14 protein-coding genes are annotated in these 22,944 nt (G+C 42.1%); 9 read left to right on the top strand and 5 right to left on the bottom strand.

The features are described 5' to 3' along the window. Window positions 1–42: 42 nt before the first annotated feature. The 4 genes from MKX49_RS24630 to MKX49_RS24615 all read left to right on the top strand — a co-directional run bounded on the left by MKX49_RS24630 (window position 43) and on the right by MKX49_RS24615 (window position 7,029). Window positions 43–1,047 carry an ABC transporter permease gene (locus tag MKX49_RS24630; protein WP_133351499.1) on the top strand — a complete coding sequence of 335 codons (1,005 nt, stop codon included), beginning with the start codon at window positions 43–45 and terminating at the stop codon, window positions 1,045–1,047. 12 nt (window positions 1,048–1,059) lie between these two features. Further along, window positions 1,060–1,962 (top strand): ABC transporter permease, encoded by a 903-nt coding sequence (locus MKX49_RS24625; RefSeq protein WP_340878137.1) that lies wholly within the window; start codon window positions 1,060–1,062, stop codon window positions 1,960–1,962. A 206-nt stretch (window positions 1,963–2,168) separates the two neighbouring features. Then, the gene (locus tag MKX49_RS24620; protein ID WP_340878136.1) at window positions 2,169–5,906 is read left to right on the top strand and encodes a S8 family serine peptidase; all 3,738 of its coding nucleotides are present in this window, start codon (window positions 2,169–2,171) and stop codon (window positions 5,904–5,906) included. 706 nt (window positions 5,907–6,612) lie between these two features. Beyond that, on the top strand, window positions 6,613–7,029 hold the full coding sequence (locus MKX49_RS24615) for a hypothetical protein (protein ID WP_063595730.1): 417 nt from the start codon (window positions 6,613–6,615) through the stop codon (window positions 7,027–7,029). A gap of 70 nt (window positions 7,030–7,099) precedes the next feature. Here MKX49_RS24615 and MKX49_RS24610 read toward each other — a convergent pair whose 3' ends face one another. Next, complete coding sequence (locus MKX49_RS24610; RefSeq protein WP_340878135.1) at window positions 7,100–8,545, bottom strand: aminotransferase-like domain-containing protein; 1,446 nt, start codon at window positions 8,543–8,545, stop codon at window positions 7,100–7,102. 123 nt (window positions 8,546–8,668) lie between these two features. On the opposite strand from MKX49_RS24610, the gene MKX49_RS24605 reads away from it, so the two are divergent. Beyond that, the gene (locus MKX49_RS24605; protein ID WP_034315735.1) at window positions 8,669–9,277 is read left to right on the top strand and encodes a LysE/ArgO family amino acid transporter; all 609 of its coding nucleotides are present in this window, start codon (window positions 8,669–8,671) and stop codon (window positions 9,275–9,277) included. Between the two features lie 129 nt (window positions 9,278–9,406). On the opposite strand, the gene MKX49_RS24600 is transcribed toward MKX49_RS24605, so the two are convergent. The 3 genes from MKX49_RS24600 to MKX49_RS24590 all read right to left on the bottom strand — a co-directional run bounded on the left by MKX49_RS24600 (window position 9,407) and on the right by MKX49_RS24590 (window position 15,380). After that, complete coding sequence (locus tag MKX49_RS24600; RefSeq protein ID WP_340878133.1) at window positions 9,407–12,379, bottom strand: DEAD/DEAH box helicase; 2,973 nt, start codon at window positions 12,377–12,379, stop codon at window positions 9,407–9,409. Further along, entirely contained in the window at window positions 12,372–13,997 is a 1,626-nt protein-coding gene (locus MKX49_RS24595; protein WP_340878132.1) for a hypothetical protein, read from the bottom strand. Before MKX49_RS24595 ends, MKX49_RS24600 begins: the two co-directional genes overlap by 8 nt. Window positions 13,998–14,486: 489 nt before the next feature. Next, window positions 14,487–15,380: a helix-turn-helix domain-containing protein gene (locus MKX49_RS24590; RefSeq protein ID WP_340878130.1), complete on the bottom strand. Its 894-nt coding sequence runs from the start codon at window positions 15,378–15,380 to the stop codon at window positions 14,487–14,489. A 547-nt stretch (window positions 15,381–15,927) separates the two neighbouring features. Between MKX49_RS24590 and MKX49_RS24585 the strand changes: the two genes are divergently transcribed. Continuing rightward, a complete protein-coding gene (locus MKX49_RS24585) occupies window positions 15,928–16,245 on the top strand; it encodes a hypothetical protein (RefSeq protein ID WP_340878129.1) in 318 nt (105 codons plus the stop codon). A gap of 28 nt (window positions 16,246–16,273) precedes the next feature. Here the strand turns inward: MKX49_RS24585 and MKX49_RS24580 are convergent, their stop codons facing one another. Continuing rightward, window positions 16,274–16,417 carry a hypothetical protein gene (locus tag MKX49_RS24580; protein WP_153246105.1) on the bottom strand — a complete coding sequence of 48 codons (144 nt, stop codon included), beginning with the start codon at window positions 16,415–16,417 and terminating at the stop codon, window positions 16,274–16,276. 463 nt (window positions 16,418–16,880) lie between these two features. Between MKX49_RS24580 and MKX49_RS24575 the strand changes: the two genes are divergently transcribed. From MKX49_RS24575 to MKX49_RS24565, 3 genes are all read left to right on the top strand, one after another. Beyond that, a complete protein-coding gene (locus MKX49_RS24575) occupies window positions 16,881–18,317 on the top strand; it encodes a hypothetical protein (RefSeq protein WP_340878128.1) in 1,437 nt (478 codons plus the stop codon). 154 nt (window positions 18,318–18,471) lie between these two features. Beyond that, window positions 18,472–20,478, top strand: coding sequence for a penicillin-binding transpeptidase domain-containing protein (locus tag MKX49_RS24570; RefSeq protein ID WP_340878127.1), 2,007 nt, complete (start codon window positions 18,472–18,474; stop codon window positions 20,476–20,478). A 323-nt stretch (window positions 20,479–20,801) separates the two neighbouring features. Further along, window positions 20,802–22,871: a SpoIID/LytB domain-containing protein gene (locus MKX49_RS24565; RefSeq protein ID WP_340878125.1), complete on the top strand. Its 2,070-nt coding sequence runs from the start codon at window positions 20,802–20,804 to the stop codon at window positions 22,869–22,871. The last annotated feature ends 73 nt before the right edge of the window (window positions 22,872–22,944 follow it).

Genomic DNA, 22,944 nt, shown 5'->3' with positions numbered 1-22,944 from the left:
GGGCGCTTCGAAGGACCCTTATTTAAAAGGCGGGTGATTGTTTTGTTTTCCTATACCGTACGACGTTTAGGATCTCTCATTCCGGTGTTACTCGGAATGGCGTTTATTGTGTTCATGATGATACGGGCAATTCCTGGAAATCCAGCACAGGTGATTTTAGGGCAGCAAGCAACTGAAGAGGCAGTCGCTGCGATGACAAAGGAGCTTGGCCTGGATAAACCTTGGTTCATTCAATTTTGGGATTACTTATCAGGCCTGTTAAAGGGGGACCTGGGTGTTTCGTTAAAAACGAATAGTCCGGTTTCTGAAGAAATTGGACCATACTTGATGGCCACGATAGAACTGGCCTTGATCGCGATGATCATCGCCGTGGTCATAGGCGTGAATGCAGGGATAATATCAGCTTGGTTTCAAAACTCATGGTTTGATTATGTCGCCATGGTGATTGCGTTGATTGGTTTGTCCATGCCTATTTTCTGGCTGGGATTAATGGAGCAATACATCATTTCAATTCAATGGGATTTACTTCCGACGACAGGGCGGGACAATATCAGGGATCCCGTTGAGGCCATAACCGGCCTGTATTTGATAGATACGCTCATGGCTGGCAGGGTTGATCAGTTTTTTGAGGTGATTAAGCATCTTATTTTGCCGGGGTTAGCGCTTGCTACCATTCCGATGGCGATTATTGCAAGGATGACACGTTCGTCCATGCTGGAAGTCATGAGATCGGATTTCATTCGTACGGCTCGTGCTAAAGGAATGAAAATGTTTTGGGTTGTTTACAAGCATTCCTTTAAGAATGCCTTGATTCCAGTGGTGACGGTTATCGGTCTGCAGACAGGATTACTTTTAGGCGGCGCCATATTAACGGAAAACATTTTTGGATGGCCAGGTATCGGTACATATATTTATGATGCAATCCTATCTCGGGATTATCCGGTGATACAGTCCGGAATTCTCGTCATCGCCTTTTTGTTTGTCATGATTAATCTAGTTGTGGACTTGTTGTACGCAGCGATCGATCCTAGGATTAAATATAAATAGGGAGGGAAACTCATGCCTGAAATAGCAACGAATACTCCGCCAATCCTTCCTCCAAAAGAGGCAGAGGAAAAAGTCATCTCTCCCTGGAAGGAAGGCTGGAAAAGCTTTAAGAAAAACAAGGTAGCGATCGTGGGTCTGGGGATTGTTTCATTTTTCATCTTAATCGCCATCTTCGCGCCCGTTATAGCACCTTATTCATTTGATGGGCAAAAGCTAAGTGATAAACATTTGGCCCCGTCTGCGGAGCATTGGTTCGGAACGGATGAATTTGGCCGGGATATTTTGAGCAGGGTCATTTATGGCTCGCGCATTTCAATAGGGGTCGGCTTCTTATCTGTTGCCGGATCTGTTGTGGTTGGGTCTTTTTTGGGGATCATTGCCGGTTATTACGGCAGGTGGATAGATACGATCATATCGAGGATCTTTGATATTATTCTGGCCTTTCCTAGTATCTTGCTTGCCATTGCTGTCGTTGCCGTTTTGGGGCCCTCCCTTCGCAACGCACTTATTGCCATCGCCATCGTCAATGTCCCGATATTCGGCCGGCTTTTACGGTCACGGGTCTTAACGGTGAAAGAAGAGGAATATGTAACGGCTGCAAAGGCAATTGGAATGGGGGATGGCCGCATTCTCCTTCACCACGTCCTTCCGAATAGCCTTGCACCGATTATCGTTCAAGGTACCTTGGCGATTGCAACTGCCATCATTGAATGTGCAGCGCTCGGCTTTCTCGGTCTCGGTGCACAGCCGCCAGCACCAGAGTGGGGAAAAATGCTCGCCGATTCCAGGGCGTTCATCATTCAAGCACCATGGACGGTTCTCTTCCCTGGGCTTGCGATCATGCTTACAGTACTCGGCTTTAACCTAATGGGGGATGGACTGCGCGATGCCTTGGATCCAAGAATGAAAAACTAGAAGTAAAAGGGTGATGTTAGTTTAACATCACCATCTTTTTGCCGTTTATCTTGTAAATCAGCAAAATATGAAAAATAATAAAAAAATCCTAGTTCTAAATAGGAAAATAGTGACTATTACCCCTTAAAATCACCCCAAAAGTTGTGATACTTTTATACTCAGTAAGAATATTCCAAAAATTGCTTATTTTAGAGGAGGAAAGTTCATTGATCAAACGTAGCTTGTCCATTCTAGCAATCTTTCTATTAGTATTTACTGCAAGCGTTTCCGCAGCCAAGCTCCCAGATCCCCCGACAGGCTCGGGCGGTGCAGGTAAGAAGAATCAGGAAAGTATTATAAAGCTGAAGAAAAATGACTTGGGGAAGAAATACAAAAGCAATGAGAAGGTCAGGGTCATCGTAGAGATGAAGGAAGCCCCGGCAATAGAAACCGCTTCGAAAGAAGGGAAGCTTTTTAAACAATTATCGAAAAATAAGAAACAACAATTAAAGTCTGAAAAGCTAGCTACTCAGAAGAAATTGAAAAAAAAGGTGAAAGAGAAAAAAATAGCTTTCAAGGAACTTGAAAGTTTTACGACAGTCGTCAATGGATTCAGCGGTGAACTTCAGTATGGTGAGATCAAAAAGGTGGAAGCCATGCCTGAAGTTGCTGAAGTACATATAGCGAATGAATATGAACGTCCTGCAGAAAAACCCGACATGCTATATAGCAAAGAACTTGTCCAAGCCCAGGAAGCATGGCGGGAATATGGATATAAAGGGGAAGGGATGGTCGTCGGGATTATTGATACTGGAATCGACCCATCTCACCGTGATATGGTCCTGAACGAGGAGAATAAGGCTGAACTGACTGAAAGTGAAATCAGCGCGATGAAGGAATCCAGCCATCTATTAGGCAATTACTATACGGCCAAGGTTCCTTATGGATACAATTACATGGATGAAAATGAAGAAATCCTTGACCTTGGTGAAGAGGCTTCCATGCATGGAATGCATGTGGCAGGTACGGCCGGAGCCAATGGAGATGAAGAGAATGGCGGCATTAAAGGGGTTGCTCCTGAAGCCCAGCTGCTTGCATTAAAGGTCTTCGGAAATGATCCCGACATGCAGACAACATGGGGCGATATATATATTAAGGCGATTGACGATGCCATCATTCTTGGGGCGGACGTGCTGAATATGAGCCTTGGCTCCACTGCAGGCTTTGTATCGGCAGAAGATCCGGAGCAGCAGGCGGTATCCAGAGCTGTTGATAATGGGATCCTCATGTCGATTTCAGCAGGAAACTCGGCACACTTTGGAAATGGATTTGCCAACCCATCAGCCTCGAACCCGGACATTGGCGTTTCAGGTTCACCAGGACTTGCTTACGATTCTGTACAAGTGGCATCGGTAGAGAATAACTATATGGATTTGGATGCAGCGACTTATGAAATAAACGGTCAGGCAGGAAAAGCTCCGTTCATGTCGGCTTCAAGCGTACATCCCAATGCCTTGAAGGATAAATCGCATGAATTGGTGTCGGCTGGTCTTGGGACGCCAGAGGAGCTTTCCAAAGTGGATGTTAAAGGCAAGTTCGCCCTCATCGAGCGCGGCACGCTTTCTTTTATAGAAAAGGCGCAAAATGCCCAGGCAGCAGGAGCGACAGGAGTCATAATTTACAATAATGCTGACGGATATATTTCCATGGCTACAGATCCAAGCATCACCATTCCCCAGCTGTTCATGTTGAAATCGGATGGTGCAAAGCTGAAAGCGGCCTTAGCGGATGGCGAAAAGGTGACGATTACCTTTAATGGTGATAAAACAAAAGCTGTAAATCCAGAAGCAGGGAAAATGAGCTCATTCAGTTCATGGGGAGTCGCGCCGAACTTGGATTTCAAACCGGAAATCACCGCTCCGGGCGGACAAATTTATTCAACGCTGAACAATGATGAATATGGAATGATGAGCGGTACTTCGATGGCGGCGCCGCATGTTTCCGGCGGCTCGGCACTGGTTCTTGAAAGAGTGGATAAAGACTTTAAATTAGAAGGATCGGCCCGGGCTAATTTAGCGAAGAACCTGATGATGAATACATCAAAACCATTAACGGATCAGGGAGTCGTCAATAAGGCACTTGACTGGAAAAACCCTTATTCGCCTCGCAGGCAGGGAGCCGGGGTCATGCAGCTGCAATCCGCATTGTCCACACCTGCTGTCGTGACCGAGGCATTCACGAAAGAAGCGAAGGTTGCCATGAAGGAGGTCGGCAATAAGTTCGCCTTTACTTTAAAGGTTGAAAACTTCAGCAACAAAGCAGTCAAGTATGATGTAAAAGGAAATATCCAAACAGACTATGCAATCCAGGGACAGCTGGGCTATACCGCTAACGAGCTGGAAGCACAGGAAATTAAGAACGCTTCGATTAAAATCAATAATAAAAATACAAATAAGATTACCGTTCCTGCAAAAAAATCGATTACATTCGAAGTGAAAGTGGACATATCCGATGCAAAGGTACTTGGAGATGACCTTCAAACTCTTGTGGATATTGACAAGGTGTTTCCAAACGGCTATTTTGTTGAAGGGTTCATTTCATTGAAGGATCCAGCCGATACGAATCCGGAACTGAATGTACCGTATGTAGGATTTAAAGGGGAGTGGGACAAAGCCCCAATCCTGGATGGCACTAAATATGACAAAGAATCTTTCTATGGCATGGCAGGAGGAGTATCGACAGCAGGTGAAGATTTCACGTATCTTGGCTATGACCCTGCGGGGAAAACATTCAATGGCAAAAATATCGCGATTTCCCCAAATGGTGATGGTGCACAGGATGACTTCGTGCCTGTCCTATCATTCTTAAGGAATGCGAAAAAGGTAGAATACAATATATTGAATGGTGATAACAAATCAGTCCGGAAACTTCGCACAGAGAATAATGTACGCAAGGACTATTATGATGGCGGACTAGGGACCGCATACACGCTGGATCCGGCACGTAAATGGGACGGTAAAATCAATAATGCACTCGCTAAGGATGGGGTCTATTATTTTGAAATCAAAGCAATGATAGATTACGAGGGTGCAAAATGGCAGACGGTTAAAATGCCAATCAAAATCGATACGGTAAAGCCGGCGGTCAAGATTTCGAAAAAAGGCAATGTTTTAACCATCCAAGGTAAGGATAATTTAAATGGTTCAGGGCTTGCTTATTACGATGTACAAGTCGATGGAGCATCCATCATGGAAGAGCCGCTCCCGGCGAATGCTAAACAATTCACCCTGCCTGATGTAAAAGGCGAAAAGGTTCAGGTTGTGGCAATCGACTATGCAGGTAATGAGAAAACGGCTGAAACCGAATTGGCCGGTGATTCGGCTCCAATCGATAATCATGCACCAGCTGTAAAGATCAAGAGTCCTGAAGCCTTGAGCGTGAATAATAAAAATAAAATCAAAATAACAGGAGAAATTGAAGAAGCGTCGGAAATAAAGGAATTTAAAATCGACAATAAAACGGTACCTGCAACGTATAACAAAAAGAATAAAAAATATGAATTCTCATATGAAAAGAAATTCGAAGATGGTGTCCAAAGCTTCACGGTTAAAGCAACCGATAAATGGGATAACACGGTTTCCTTTAAAAGGACGATAATGGTCGATGCAACAAAGCCAGGTTTAAAAGTTAAAGGCGTACCGGAAACTGTGGGGTTCAAAGGCAAGAATCCAAAAGTGGACGTGACGGTAGAAGATAATTTCGATGAAATCCGCCTTTACCTGAACGGAAGTGAAATATTCTATCATGAATTCAAGGAACCATATAAAATGCGTTCCTATAAGAAAAAGATAGAGGATTTGGAACTGCCGCTTAAGACTGGCAACAACAAGATTGAATTTAAGGTGACCGATCTTGCAGGAAATGAATCGAAGAAATCCTTTAACATCAATAAAGCAAAAAAATAAACGTAAGGCAGCCCTCTTATCCAAGAGGGTTGTTTTTTGTGGACATAATTGATTTTACCTGCATCTTTTGAGGGTTAGTACAATGCTAACGTTGATTGGAATGTATAGGGCATTCGCCTTCCGCGTGAGGTCCGGGAAGCCTTCTCGGCGCTCCTTTGCGCCTGTGGGGTCTCCCTTTCACACTCTATTCCCGTAGGAGTAAACTTTAGGAAAACTCGCTTTTCCTTATACAAGATGGGGTTAGGAATGGACCCTCCGGGATTATAAAAAGAAATCTTGGTTATCCTTCATGAATTTTTACCTTTTTATAAGGAATGAAACCTCATTAAATTGAAGAAATTTGCGACACTTCTGCCGAATAACTGGCTAGCCGAGACCCCACAGACGCTTGCGTCGAGGAGGCTTGGCAGACAGTCGGCGGAAAGGGAGCGGATTTCTGAAATAAGCCGGAACGTTTTCAAAGAAAAAAACTGTAGGCATACTCGCTTTCTTCAACTACAGTATGGGCCCTCTTATCCAAGAGGGCCGTTTTTGCGTAATAAGATTTCCGGATTTTGAATTTTTCGTGAAGATGGAGTAGTTTACTGTAATTTCACCGTGCTAATATGGAAATCTATTAGTGAGGAAGTATTTTCATTATCCGGCAGGTATATGGTATGAGATAAAAGAATTAGGTATAAAGAACCTAATAAAAAGGAGGGTATCCATGAATTATAAGAAGAAATCAAGCAATAAAGTAAGTAGTCTTGGAATTACAGTGAAATTCGAAAGGAGAGGAAGCGAAAGGTCATATCTTACAAAACCGAGTTTCTTTGATGCACTTCAGCACGTCCATTCTCCCTTTGAAAAGGATCCACGCTCTGATTCACCCTATCAGGATTTTCCTCTATGTCAGGAGGTAACCCTTTCTTTTTTTGAAAGAGGTGCTAAAACATCTATTAATTATGACCCCCACCAAGAAAAAATCATCATTGAGGAAAGTTCAGAGACTTATCAGGTGAATAAGGGGGAGGCGCTTACGGCAATCCTCGATCATATCATGATCAATCATGGCTATCACCATTCTTTTTTCATCATTCAGCAAAAAGAGCGGAACGTGAAAATTAAAGCTGCCAATAAGTGATATGGATGGAGCTGCCACGGCAGCTCCATTAATGTTTCGCCATGATGAGCGTTTCCTATCCTTGGAGATGTCAAACCAACCGCCGAATGATCTTTGAAAGGGTTTGGATGCCATAAGCTAATTGTTCCTCCGAGGCGTATGAATATGATAGCCGTATATGTGTATGGTTGTTTGGTTCGTATATGTATCCCGGATTAAGAAGTATGTTTTCCTTTATCGCTTGCTTGAAAAGGTTTGGATTCACGATGGGTTTACATAATTTTAGCCATATATAAAATCCGCCTTGAGGTATTTGCCATTCGGCCAGTCCCTTAAAATATTGATTGAGAAGAGTTAATGTAAAATCCCTGCGTTCCATCAGCTCTTGCCTTAGCCATTCTAAATGCTTTGAATATTGACCAGTTGCTAACCATTCTGCCACAAGGTATTGGGAAAGTGCACTGGAACCGTAATCCATTTGCATTTTAATGTCCGCTAAACGTTCAATCACAGTTATGGGGCCGGCAATCCAGCCGATGCGCAATCCTGGGCTTAAAGTTTTGGACATGCTGCCAATGTGCAATACAAGGCCATCTGCATCAAGGGATTTTAATGGCGGCGGCGGTTCCGAATCAAACCACAAATCACTATATACGTCATCTTCAATAATCGGGATCTGTTCTTTTTTGCATAGTGATAGGAGGTTAAGTCTTTCTTCTTTTGACCATGTAGTATTCGTTGGATTGTTAAACGTTGGGACAGTATAAAACAGTGACGCTTTCTTCCTCCCATTGATGCGCTTCATTTGTGTCGGGATACTTTCACGTCCTTGTTTTGATAAACCTACTAAATGCATGCCCGCAGATTGAAAAGGGTGGACGGAATTTAAATAGGAAGGGGACTCATGTAAAATCATCGATCCCTTTTGAAGTAAACCAACTGAAATCAACTGGAGTGCCTGGAGCCCGCCAGAAACGACCATGAGGGAGCCGGGACTTGCGTTGATCCCTTTTGTTTCTAAATAAACACTTATACATTGGCGAAGTCTCTTGTCACCTTTGGGTTCGGAATATCCTAATGAGTGTGCATCAAAGGAAGTGGATCGCAACGTCTTTTCGATTTGCTTTGTAGGCAATAGAGCTGGAGATAATTCACCAGTGCCTAATCTGATGATGGCAGTATCCGTTTCATACTGATTAATATCCTGAATCGTTTTTAAATTAGGTTCATGAAGGCCATTCCGGACGTAGTTTTTCCAGTCGGGCTGTTTGCTGGAGACGAGCACATTCCATGTATTATTGGAAACGAAAGTGCCAGACCCAAGCTTAGTTTCCAATAATCCGTCTGCAATCAACTCATCTATGGCTGTGATGATGGTACTTCGGTTTACGCCAAATGAGTCGGCCAATGTGCGTTGAGATGGAAGCTTAGTGTCAACTGGCCATTCCCCCCGTGTAATTTGTTGTTTGATCCAATCCACTATTTGTTGGTGAAGTGATTGCGCGGAAGACCGGTTTGGTCTCCATTCGATAAACATACGAAAACCACTCCTTTCATGTTCTATATTCCTTTAAATTGGTTGGTTTGAAGACCAACCAATTGGAGGGTCAATTCCTTTGTTTTACTCATTATACTGAATATGAGGGAAGGGGGTATTCATATGGGGCCATTTTTTCATGGATTATTATTGGCATTAGGGCTGATACTTCCATTGGGAGTGCAAAATGTTTTCATTTTTAATCAAGGAGCAATCCAACCTACAATAAAAAAAGCATTGCCAGCAACGATCACGGCTGCAATTTGCGATACGGTGCTCATTCTGTTAGCTATTTTAGGTGTTTCGTTGATTGTCATGCAATACGATTGGTTGCGCCTTACATTAATCATAATCGGCGTTATATTTTTATTGTATATGGGCTTTCAGATTTGGTTTGCCAAATCAAACTCACAGTCAGGTGTCCAATCCATGCAGATGTCGACAAAAAAACAAATTGTATTTGCTTTATCCGTATCATTACTGAATCCGCATGCAATCCTGGATACGATAGGTGTAATCGGTTCGAGCTCACTTGTTTATTCAGGAAAAGATAAAATGATTTTCACCATGACGTGCATCTTTGTGTCATGGTGCTGGTTCCACGGATTATGTCTTGCGGGACGATTGCTGAAAAAGGTTGATACATCTGGAAAATTCCTTGGAATATTAAATAAAATTTCTGCAATCATCATTTGGATCACAGCCCTCTATATGGTGAAGTCGCTATTTTGAATCAATAAACGTTTTCGAACCAAACGATGCCATGTATAACAGGACGCCTATGTATAAAAAAAGGGGAATGCATATCTATATGCATTCTCCTTTTTTTGCCCTCAATCATCTTCATATCGTGAAATCAGGTTATTGAAGAGCGACCAAGTCCTTGATTTCCTCTGTGGAAAGTTCGGTGATCCAGTTGTCACTGCTGATGATTTCGTCGTTCAAGGCTTGCTTTTTATCAAGCATCTGGTCGATTTTTTCTTCCAGGGTCCCTGTGCAGATTAGCTTATGAACGTGAACGAAACGCTGTTGACCAATTCGGTAAGCACGGTCGGTGGCTTGATTTTCAACAGCTGGATTCCACCAGCGATCATAGTGAATCACGTGGTTTGCTTCTGTAAGATTAAGACCCGTGCCGCCTGCTTTCAATGAGAGTATGAAAATAGGGAATTCCCCATCTTGGAATCGGGTGATCATTTCATCACGCTGCTTCTTGTTCGCACTCCCATTCAGGAATGGCACTTCAAAGCCATATCGTTTTTCCAGCAATTCTTTAATCATATTGCCCATCCCGATATATTGTGTGAAAATGAGACAGCTTTCATCCTGTTCGCGGACCGCATCGATAAGCTCGGTCAGCTTCTCGAGTTTGCCTGATCGGTTAGGTGCCTTCATGATGTTTTCCTTTTCCGTCTCTTTTAAGTAAAGAGCTGGATGGTTGCAAAGTTGCTTTAGCTTATTCAGCATCTGGAGGATGATGCCTTTTCTTTCAAAGGCAGACAGTTGTTCGATATCAGTGAATGTATCTTTAATCAGTTGTTCATACAACGATGCTTGCTCGGTGGTAAGCGGTACGAATTCCTTTTGTTCTTGCTTATCCGGAAGATTAAGAGCGACTTCTTTATCGCGTTTTGTACGGCGAAGCAAAAATGGCTGTATCAAACGCTGTAATTCCTTGATTTTATCCTTCTGTTCATCACGCTCAATGGTCGCCACATATTTCTCCTGAAACTGACCTAGCGTTCCGAGATAACCTTTGTTGATGAAGTCGAAAATCGCCCATAGCTCACTTAAACGGTTCTCCATCGGCGTACCCGATAAGGCGATATGATGTCTGCCATTTAGCTTTCGCACCGCCTTGGATTGCTTCGTTTGGGCATTCTTGATGTTTTGTGCTTCATCAAGGATAACGCTGCTCCAATGGATCGAGGTCAGTTCAGCCACATCTTGGTGGGTCAGTCCATATGATGTTAAGACAATATCATGATCGGCTGCCAGTTTAGTAAATACTTCACCTTTAGCACGATTCGATCCATAGTGAAGGTGAACTTTAAGTGAAGGTGCGAACTTTTCCAATTCCTTTTGCCAGTTGCCAAGGACCGATGTCGGGCAGACGATTAGCGCCGATTGAACAGAGACGGATTCGGGGGCAGTGGCAATGGCCTCAGCCTCATCACTGCTCTCTGCGCCGCTATCCTCTTCGACGATGATCGGTTCACTCTTTTGTTCGTCCCTGGGCGCAGTGGGCAGCTCTTCACCAGCTCCTTCTTTGCCTTTCACATGAAGCAGGTAGGCAATCATCTGGACTGTTTTTCCAAGTCCCATATCGTCGGCTAGACAAGCACCAAAACCATGCTCCCTTAAAAAAAGGAGCCAGCTCATGCCCAGTTTTTGATAAGGGCGTAAATCTCCTTGAAGTGCATTAGGGACGGGCAGGACGGATATGTTCTTGGTTTCCCTGAGCCTTCCCACCATTTTACGGAGCTCCTGGTTCAATTCAAATTGAATCCGAAGCATTTCATGGTTTTCAGAATCGTCATCGCCATCTTCATTTATGCCATTCAACAGTTCCTGCTGCAGCAAGTCAGTCAGTTGGATGCCTTTTTCATTGGCTGTTTCCATAAGCTCCTGAATTTGTTTAATGAATGCTGGGTCAAGCTTGACCCATTGGCCGCGTATGAAGACAAGCCGCCTTTTTTCATTGACGAGCTCCTCGAACTCCGCCTCAGTGAGCTCTTTGCCATTTAATGAGAATCGCCAATCAAAGTCCATCAAAGCTTTTAACCCTACATAAGACGGGCCGCGATTCGATTGGCTCTTCACTTTCGCCTTGACCTTCAATGAGGATTCCTTCAAGGCAAGCCACCACGATGGAAGGAGAATTTCGACGCCAAGAAACAGGAGTTTTTCGCTTGCATCGGTCAAGAACTCCCATGCGTCCGTTTCCGAAATCTCCCTTTTCAGACGGCCATTCTCCCCAAGCCATGGCACGACGAGTTGCCAGCGTTTCGTGGCACGCACCACATCACTTGCATACTTGTTCCAGCCGCGCGGCAGTTTTTTTCCTGTATATGTTTCAATGATATTCTCATCCCTTTTGGAACGAAGGGTAACATCGAGTATCCAAGGCCCATTACCCTCAGGTGGCTCAGTTAAACGGAGACCTATAGTGAATGGTTTTGGGTCGGGCAGGGTACCGAGCCATTCCTGCCAGCTGTCTTTGTCAAAAAAGGCCTGTAATTCTTCGGGGGAAAGTCGAGTATCCTTTAATGCCCCGACGGCTTCACTCCATTTATGCTGCATGGGTGAATAGTTTTTTAAATACATGTTAGCGGCACCGTTATACCACTTTTCGATAAAAGTACGGTTGGTTTCCGGTTCAGGTGAAGGAAGATCCAAAGATATTTCTTCTTCCCAAAAGGACGGGACGAATTCCTCTTCCACTTCTTCAGGCAGTTTCCAGCCGATGGAGTCCAATTGTAGATTAGTGAAATCCGGTACGGGGATTCCAGCTTCTATGGATTCATGAAGAACGGGCGCTGCTGAAAGGCAAAGGGAGGATATTTCGGACCATTCCCATTCTATGAAGGAGTTAAAGCTTTCCCTCGCAAAAAAGTTGAGAAGTCCCCAAGCGTCAAGAATGAATACTTGATTTCCATCCACTATATCCGTAGTCATTTTAGTTCCATAAAAGCTTGCGTCATCCCAGTTGAATAACAGCCTGCGAATATGATTCGTGGTGAGGAAGGTATTCTCTTCATTGACGACACCAAGGGCGTAAGTTCCGTTTTCGAGAGCGGCTATTTTGATTTTTAATTTCCCTGGATTAAACATCGATAAGCTTACCCCTTTTTAGTTCTTCTTGGAAAGCGCGAAGCCGTTTGGTCGAATCTGCTACATAAAGTATATACCGTTCGAATACGTCTTCCTTTTTGCTCTTTTTATAGATGGTGCGCATCCTTTTCAAATAACGGACAGCTTGCTTATAAGCAGGCCGGTTTTTCAAAGAAACTTTTTCCTGGACCGCATGATAATAAAGGGGCAGGATTAGTTCCGGTTCTTTTGATACCACTTCTTTGATGGATTCACTGCTGATTAAGTCAATGCTGATTTCCGAGTAAATATGCATCTCCACCCATTTTTTGTATTGTCCTTGTTCAAAAAGGAAATTTGCATAGTTCCAATAGCTGTGCGGAAGGGTGGCCCTGTAAAATTTCTCAAGCAAATCGTTCCGTTTTAATTTATAACAGCAACTGTTAATTAAAGTCGTAAAGGTCCGGACGAAATCTACCCGTTTATAATAATCGGATAGACCGGCAAGGAATTCCTGGACATTATTATTGATGAATTCAATGAAAGGGATGGCCCGTGCCCGGTTTTCAGATTCAGCCAGGAGATTCAGCCAATAAAAAATGTATGGACAGGCATCCTTCTTCAATTCATGGAGAAGCTCAATCGCTTGTTTATCATGGTTTTCCAAAAGGGATAGGTGAATGGCTGCGAGGGTATAGGACGTCCTCTCAGTGGTGCCCATATACTTCTCGGGAAGTTCTTTATTGATTCGTTCAAGTTCCTCTTTACGCCATGAGGAGTTGGAGAATAAGTAGCTCCATATCTCCCGGTAGAGGTCGATCTTTTCATATTCGAGGCCTTCACCTCCATCCAGCAGTTTAGCTACATCTTCCTTGATGCTGAAAACGAAGGGATCAAAGGCGAAGGGCCGCGCTTGCCTGCTTAGCGGCTGTACCGTTTCATGCAGCTCTTCTGCCAGGTCGACGGCAAGTGCATAAAAGACCCTGATCGTTTGCGTCTCACTTTTATGCAGCTGAATCATTCTCAGTGTCTGCTGCATTGTGCAAAATTGCGTAACAAAATGATAAAGCAACTTCCATTCCCTTTCCATTGGAGCTTTTGAGCTAAGGCGTTTAAAGTAAGTTTGTATATGATTTTCAATCATGTAAGTAGCCTCGCCTATATGGGGCTCGACATGTTCCGCAAAGGCATCATTCACGAATTGCTTCCATGATGGATAGCTTTTATCTAAGGTGATGGATCTCCCCGCCGCCTGTTTAAGTAATTCACTTGCCGGTTTCACCTGCTGCAGTGCTTGGGCGGCTGAGGCGTTTTTAGGTGCTTTCCAATCGCCCAGCCATTCGGAAACACTAGCGTGTTCGGAATATGCAGAAAAGAAAACGGCCATTTGATGCCGGCAAATGAACCTTGAATCACATGTACAGCTTCCATCTTGTGGGGAGAGCAGATTCAGCCTGGCCTTAAATCGTGTCTCTTCCTGTACCTCAGCCGCAATCGTATCCACCGCTTCTTCTTTAATATCAACGAGCCCCTGACGGTATAACTGGAGCCCTTGATTCACCACATCCGAATCTTCCGGATCCCCGGCCTCCAAAAATTCCGCCAGCCGCTCCCCAACTAACAACAACTCCCGCTCCATACTCTCCTCCTTCAGGGACCAGCCCTAGTTATATATTTTTGTATGATCATGAACCATCAGTTCTTAACTTTTCGTAATCCCGTCCCGGCTTTGTGTATATATGATCGAATGCCGGAACATGGCCGTTCTCTTTACGTTCTATTCGATTTAATCACTGCTTCTTGCCGTTATATTCATAAATACCCTGTAAAAGTCAATATCGTCAAAAATCCGCTTGAATATAAGCGATTCGGATATAAACAGGAATAACTGGCATTCACGATGAACATGCAAGGAATCCTTCATCCTCATTAGCTTCACAAAACTAAGTGATGAGGGGCCGGAACCCTTTTTTAATGGGCGTTTTTGAAGCATCTCTTTATTATACTTCATTTTGGCTTGGAATTTAAAATGTAGAATAGAGGTTTTGAAAATGATGAGTGTGAGATTATACATATTCTTGGTTAATGGGAAGAGCCATTCCCGCGGGAATGGCTCTAAAATATGAAATTAGTTAATTTTCATTTCATTCTTCCAACTGTCCAACTTTTTGTTGATGAATGTAACAAAGGTATGATTTTTTTGTAAATTGAATAGAAACGCTGACTTTTCCAAGTACTCTTTTGCCTCTTCAAAGTTACCTACGAGTTCAAAATTATACCCTAAATGGTAATGTAAATCCGCTAAAGCATATAATTGGTCATGTTCGAGGCACCACTTTATGGCATCTTGGCAGCAGGCAATGGACTCTTCGTATCGGACCAGGCGTGTTAACACCCTGCCGAAGTTATAGGATAGACGTGTCTTAAGCGTTTTATCCGTCAAAAAGGGCAGGGCTTTCAAGTGATCTAAAGCTTTCCGTAACAAGGCGAATGCATTTTCGTAGTGTTCTTCGGCTACATACATTACACCAAGGCTGCTTAAGATTTCAAGCTCCCGTTCCGAATAAATTTTGTCTGTCGTATGGGTAATGGCTATGGCCTGATTAATGAAATCGATGGCTTTATCTAAATCTTTATTTTTTTCATATTCGTATATTCCCTTGTGCCAAAGAATCAATTGATGATTCTTTTTATTCTGAAGAAAGAGGGGACTGTTTTCCTCAGCCTTTACAATTTGCTGCATTTCCTCATAATTTCGGGTTCTTCTGGCTATTTTTAATTGATAAATCACTTCTTCCACGTAATCCAGCCTAGGGGTCATTCCAATATCGAAAAAATAGTTTACATCAACGCCTAAACGTTGGGAAATTAAATAGAGAGTGGATGCGTATGGATAGACATCGCCCTTTTCAATCTTACTGATCTGTGCTTGTGTACAAATACCGGTTGCCAACTCTTCCTGGGAAAGCCCGATTTGTTTACGTAGTTCTTTGATCTTTTGTCCAACTGCAAAAAAATCCATTTTGATTCTCCTTAAAATATGCCTAGAGTTATATTTTGTTATGAAAAATCGGTGAAAGCGGTATGTACAGGTCCTGAACGGTTTAAATAGATTCTTTAGTCGAAATATATGGTTTTAAGAAGTGTGGTTAAATATAACTATAGAATTTATTTCTATTTTAACCAATATTTTTTTAAAAGAAAAGGAGGAATGACCTATGAAAAAAAGTACTAAAGCATTAGTCGTATCTTTTCTTATCATCGCTGCTTTTGTTATTGTCCCAAGCGAATTACCAGGCCTTTACGCAGAACTTCCAGGTTTATATAAATAAGTAAATGAAGCTTACTATAACTGATTCAAGCATCTTCAATTGAAGATGTTTTTTTATTATCATTTTTGGTTGATTATTCTTTTGCGCATATTCCTGTAGTTATAATTATCTATGAATGGGGAGTGTAAGGTTCATTTGGTAGGCGTGGAAGAAACGTGAGGGTAGTTTGTAACGCCTATTTCCTTTTAATGATTTTGTTATAGTGTAAATAACAAAACGGAGAGAGGTGTAAGGTTAATGATTGATATTAATATGAAAGTTCAACCCTCTTTTTACGATGATGAATGTGCCATTGTGTTTTCTTTTTATTTTGATAAGGCAACAAGGAATATTGGTGAAGCTGTGGTGTACACATGCCAAAAATCAGGTGAAAAAGAATACAGCCAAGATCATATAGATACAGATGTCCAAGAAAAAATCGCCTATATTAAAGAGTTTTCCATTGCCGATGAATATCAGGCAACCTCAATGAAGAAAATTAAACATTTTTTGAATGTAATCGGTATCAAAAAATGTGTGAAGCACAACCTTCAGGGAAATGAAATCGCATTTTAAACGATAAAAACTCATGACATCCCATATGTCATGAGTTTTTACCATTTAAATGAGAGTTTTGAGCATTCATTTTCTTTTTGATGAAATCGCTCAATTGTTTCCTTTCACTTGGTTTAGCGTTATTTGTTCTTTCAAAAAATTTAAAGTGTTGTTTATTTCTATCGGATTTCATGATGTCTCTCCTTTACATTTTTTATTTACCCATTTTTTTAAAATTAAAACGTGATTTCCTCATAAAGTGAATAATGAAAAAAAAGATAACGTAATTATTCCTAGAGTTATATTTTCATCTGTCAATCCCTGCATATAAGGATTAATTAGATGATAATAAGTGGTAAAGCCTAAATATGGAGGAATTTCGTGTTTTATCATACTTTAAAAAAATGCTAAAATGGTCCGAATATCGGATTTTTCATTAGAAACATCAGTTTCTAGTACCCTAAAGTGAAGAGGGTTGAAGAACTCTTTTCGATGGCCCCCGAGCACTTGCTTGGGGGATCTTTTTGTTTTTTGGATAATTTGTCCACTTTATTTCTATATTATGTTTCGTTTTGTTTGTATATACATGGGTAAATATAAGAAACAAGATGAATTAAACCTGTGTTTATAGCAGTTTAATCGGAGGAATATATTTTATGGATGTGAAAGTGAAGAATGATCCCACGAAGCGAACTTTCCAGCAGTTCATTTTTCCCTTTACACTTGAAGGAAAAATGATTGAAAAGTTTGTTGGGAAATTGGTTGAGGAAAATTTCGTTTTTTTGAACTTGAAAGATATGGAACAACAAAATCAATTTTACGGTGGCCATAAAGTTTCACACCGTAAATTGGAAAAGTACTTCATGCCATACATCGAGCCGATTTTATTTCCGGGTCATGCAAAACAGAAGGAAGGCTTGCGGCGTTTCACGAAAAAATTGGATATTGATTGTACCTTCGAATCACCCTATCTAAATACCCCATTTATTATTAACTCTATAGATATCTTCATATGCCCATTTCATATCGGCATGATGAATCTTCGTGTTACTTTACCTGAAGGGCTTTCACATAATGATGTGCTCTATTTTGGTGATACATTTAGAATCCTCGAACCGATTGCTGATGATGAAGAAAAAACGAAAGTTGGCTGCCGGGAAAATCAGTATGAACAAGTGAAGGATTTCATCTTCAATGAACTGTTGCCGCCTATTGAGGAATATATGGATGAAGAACAAGCGGATCCGACCTATTTTGGGAGTTTGCCCTTTTTCATTGATGAAAGAATGTATGTGATCAGTTATACGGCATTCCCTGAGAATCGTGATATTTCTAAAAATGATTTATTCCGGATCAGTGAGCTGAACGGGTATGACAATGATGGTGAGCCATATATAGGCGCATTAAACCCTGATTATATAGAAAAGTATTATCAAGAAAGGGTATATGACAGGTGGGGAAAGGAAACCTATTATGTAACTAGCATGTATCATTTCGCGTGTGTCACGAAAGCGACAGGTAAACTGGAACAAGAACTGGCAAGCGAAATGTACGGCCAGCATTTTTATACATTGTTGCTTTTCTTCTATTATAAGATCGTACTGCTTAAATTGGCTCATGAACATTCCCAGATTGATGTGGAAAAAGATCAATCGGATACAGAACAGCTGATTTTCATGATCACTCAGTTTTCTGCAAAGTACTTATTCACTGAAGTGAATAGTACGGCAATCGGTAAAGAGCTTTTCAAAAAAACGGATGAAACCTTCAGGATTGCCCCTCTCTACAGTGAAGTGAAGGAAACACTTTCCTACCTTTATCAAAATCAGGATAAACTGTCTGGGAAAAGAAGTAATTATCTTTTACAGATACTAACGATTTATACGGTGATCTCCGGGATATTCGGAATGAATCTATATATTGAAGATTGGAAAGGGAAATTACCATGGAAAGCGTATATGGATTACAGCTTATACGAATGGGTAGCTGTCATTGTAACGACAAGCGGACTCATCATTTCGGCCATCCTCGGCTTCATCTTCCTGAAAAAATGGCTGCAAGAGAAAAAAAGCCGAAAAAAAAGAATGCTTTAAAGTAAAGTCCTGTACGCGATGTACGGGACTTTTGTTTTAGAAAAAACATGGTTAATTAGAAAAGTGAAGAAATTCAGCATGCAAAATCCCCCATTTCCCTAATATTTTGCTAAACTATAGGTATATCATTCTAACTATTCATTAGGAGGAAATCATGAAGAAACTAGCTTTATTTTCCAGCTTATTGTTGATGAGCGTATTGTTCCTGGCCGGTTGCTCGGATGAGCCAAGTCCGGAAGAGCGCTTTGCGGCATACACGAAGCTTTGGAATAAACAAGATTTTGCGAAGATGTACGAGTATCTGTCACCTGAGACAAGGAAAGAAATCAGTGCGGATGAATTTGAGAAGCGTTATGAAAAAATCTATACGGGGATTGAAGCCGACCATTTAAAGGTGGACTATAAACAGCCAAAAGAAGAAAAAGATCATAAAGATGGAGAGAAGGTAAGCCTTGCATATACCGTTGATATGTCCACTATGGCGGGCGCTGTCAGCTCTGAGCATAAAGCGATACTTGTCAAGGAAGGGGAAGGCGAGGAAGAAAATTGGTACATCAAGTGGGATGAGAGCTACATATTCCCTCAATTGGAAGCTGGTGAGAAGGTATCGGTTGAATCGTATCCAGCCATTCGCGGGGAAATTGTCGATCGAAAGGAACGCGGCCTCGCCATGAATGGAACGGTGGCAGAAGTGGGAATCGTGCCAGAGAAAATGGCCAACGAAACCGAAACGGTTAAAAAGGTCGCTGGAATCCTCAACATGTCCACTGACGAAGTGAATCAGAAATTAAAACAAACATGGGTAAAGCCAAGCTATTTCGTGCCCATCAAGAAAATGTCAAATGATAATAGCGCAACTTTGGAAAAGCTATTGAGCATTGCCGGGGTATCTGTCAATAATACGGAAGAGCGCATATATCCGTATAAAGAGGCCACTGCCCATCTAATCGGATATGTCGGTGAGGCATCGGCCGAGGATCTGGAGAAATTGAAAGGAAAAGGATATACCGCAAGTGATGTTATTGGCAAGCGAGGTCTTGAGGAAGTGTTGGAAGCGCGGCTTAAAGGCAAACCTGGCGGAAAAATCTTCATTAAAACCGAAGATGGCGAAGAAAAGGTGATTGCTGAAAAGCCTGCTGAAGAGGGAGAAACAATTACATTGACCATCGACGCCGAGCTTCAAAAGGATATTTTCAAGCAATATAAGAACGAAGTTGGATCGGCATCGGCAATTGATCCGAAGACAGGCGAAACGCTTGCACTTGTTTCAAGTCCGTCATTCGATCCTAATAAATATATTTTCGGAATAACGAAAGCAGAACAAAAAGCGCTTGAAGAAGACCCGAAAAAACCACTTCTGAACCGTTTCAGTTCGACGTATGCACCTGGTTCAACCATTAAGGCCCTCACTGCGGCGATCGCCTTGAAAAATGGTGTGGATCCGAAAGGGTCGATCAATATCCAAGGGAAAACGTGGGCCAAATCGACATGGAAAGATCATTCCATTACAAGGGTTTCGGACCCTGGTGTTCCGATCGATATGGAAAAGGCATTAATTTATTCAGACAACATTTACTTTGCCCAAAAAGCTCTCGGGCTTGGAAAGGAAAAATTCACGAATGGACTCAAGGCTTTCGGATTTGATGAGTCTTTGAATTATGATTATCCGATCAAAGCATCGAGCATCGGCAAGATCGACAGTGAGGGGAGATTGGCAGATGCTGGATATGGTCAAGCGCAAGTTCAAATGAGCACGCTCCACCTCGCCATGACCTATTCAGCCTTCCTAAATGAAGGAAACATTCCTGCACCTTTCTTAATAACAGGAGATAAAATAGAAAAGAAAATATGGAAAGAAAATGCGATATCAGCAGACCAAGCGAATCAGGTCACCAAGATGCTGACACAAGTAGTGGAGCATCCTAAGGGAAGCGGACATGGAATAGCTGATCTTGGCATCAAAATCGCTGCCAAAACGGGAACTGCTGAAATCAAGGCATCCAAAAACGCGGACGGAACAGAAAACGGCTGGTTTGTTGCCATGGACACAGAAGACCCGGAACTTCTCATGGCATGGATGATGGAAGATGTAAAAGGACGAGGCGGCAGCCATGTCGTTGTCGATCAAATGAAACCGGTGTTGAAGAAGTATTTGAAGTAAAGAAAAAAGTCCCCCATCTTGAACTGGGCAAACATTTAACATTAAAAAGCAGGACATTGGCTTCTTCCATGTCCTGCTTTATTTTGGTTGTGGATTCTAATTTGTGGCGGCAATGAAGCTGGATTTGAAGGAGAATGGGTCGTGCATACAGAATGTAAAAAGGGAGTTCAATAACTTGCTAGTATACTAGGGACGTCCTGAAATCATGATGTTTACAGAGTGACATCATCCAGGCCGTTATGTTACCACATGCCGATGGATTGAATAGGATTAATTCAAAAATCCTTGAAAGATGAATAGAATGGGAATGAGGATGAAAAGGAATGAAAAGATTAAAGTATTTGTTTATCGCTTTCTTTATCACTTTTTTTGCATTTCCTTCTCATGAAGCGACGGCAGCAGAAGAAAATTCAACCATGGAAGTGAAACTGAAGAATTATTTGGGCAATAGAACCAGCGCAGAAATAACGGCAACTGGTGACTACCGTACATCAGGGGGAGAGATATTCATAAAGGCAGGGGAAAATCTGACTTTGAAAGTGGAGTCGGCTAAACTTGCCGTATACAAAGGATCTAAGAAAAAGGGATCTTATGCTTCTTTTAAGGTAATACCAGTTAAACCTGATTCTTCATTATCCATAAACGGCCGTCCGTATCAAGGCTCATTTTCATTTAAAGCGGAGGACGGTTACATCCGGCCGATCAATACTGTTTATATGGAAGATTATCTAAAGGGCGTCGTCCCGCTGGAGATGCCTGCACTTTGGCATGCCGAAGCCTTAAAAGCACAAGCGATTGCCGCCCGGACCTATGCACTTCGCCATCAATCCACAATAATTGACGATACGGTTTCTTACCAAGTATATGGCGGGGCTGCCGGTCACTATCGAACTAATTCAGCCATTGAGCAGACGAAGGGCATGGTAATCAAGCATGATGGCGAAATAATCGAAGCGTTCTTTTCCTCAAGCAATGGAGGAATGACCGAATCGAATTCAAATGTTTGGTCAAGTGGCAACCCCCTTGCATATTTATCTATAAAAGAAGATTTCTATGATCCGAAAACCAGTTGGGAGATAACGCTGGACAAGCAGCAAATCGACCTTTCAAAAATGGACTTATCTAAACCGGAAGAATGGTGGACAAGTGTAGAGGAAAAAGATAAAACGGTTGTGCCGAAGCTTAAGGCTTGGCTGAAGAATAATGGATATGCGCAGAAAGATATTAAAATAACGGAGATTCCCTTGTTAACATTTTCAGATGAGAAAACGGGAGGCCGTGTAACGAAAGGCTCCATCCAATTGAATTTCTATGTAAGGGATCTCGTTGATGACGGGGGAAAGCTATTACCGCAAACGGTTAAGCTTACTAATGTATCAGCTTCCAAAATCAGGGGCATGGTGGGGCAAGAGGTGATGAAAAGCTATCTGGTTGACCATTCATCCTCCGATCACCCCAAAATTTCTATTAAAGGATCAGGATATGGGCATGGTGTCGGGCTAAGTCAGTTTGGGGCGAAAAACAGAGCGGAAGCAGGACAATCTTATCTGGATATTTTGGGATTTTATTATCCCGACACAACTATAGAAAGGGAATATGGACCAGGCGCTGGATCTAAAACGGATCTTGTCGCTAAGGCAGAACCGAATTCAGTAAGCATGAAAGCGCAAACGGATCATGTCAATGATGAGGTTGGAATCACATACTCCCTAAAAGAAGATACTGTGGTAACACTTACGATTAAAGATGGTAAAGGGAAATCTATTGTTACCCCAGTCCGTGACCAAACAATGAAAAAGGGTACCCATTCAGCAATCTGGAACACAACAGCGGTGAGTAACGGTACATATGAAGCAGAAATATCAGCAATGGACCGCAACGGGAATGAAGGTTTGGCAACAATGCCGATTAAGATCAGTAAAGATACGTCGGCACCGAAAATCACCGAAGTCAAAACAACGGGCGACTATAGTACCGAGCAAGCGAACATAACATATATAATTAATGAAAACGCTAATGTAACAGTGGAAATTAAGAACAGTAAAGGGAAGGTTGTCGGTATCCTTTCTGAAAGGCCGTTCAGTAAAGGCAGGCAATCCGCAACATGGGATTTCAAAAATATGTCCAGCGGCATATTTACGGTGACAATCTCAGCTAAGGATAAGAGTGACAATCAGAAAACCATTTCAACGAAAATCTCGATTAGGAAGACGACGGGAATAGTGACAGCAAGCGAATTATATATTAAAGAAAATAGAAATGCATCTTCTGAAACGGTTGGGAATCTATACAGGGACCAATCTGTAACGATCCTGGCTCAACAAGATGAGTGGTACAAAGTGAAAAAGGGAAACCAAATTGGGTATGTATTAAAAAAACATATAAAAAAATGAATGGGCAGGACGTCAATCATGGCGTCTTTTTTTGCTCTATTTTATTATGGCATCAAGACTCTTCATCAAACTC

The sequence above is a fragment of the Peribacillus sp. FSL M8-0224 genome, assembly GCF_038003055.1.
Lineage (GTDB): Bacteria > Bacillota > Bacilli > Bacillales > DSM-1321 > Peribacillus > Peribacillus frigoritolerans.
This window is presented reverse-complemented; position numbering and strand designations above follow the sequence as displayed.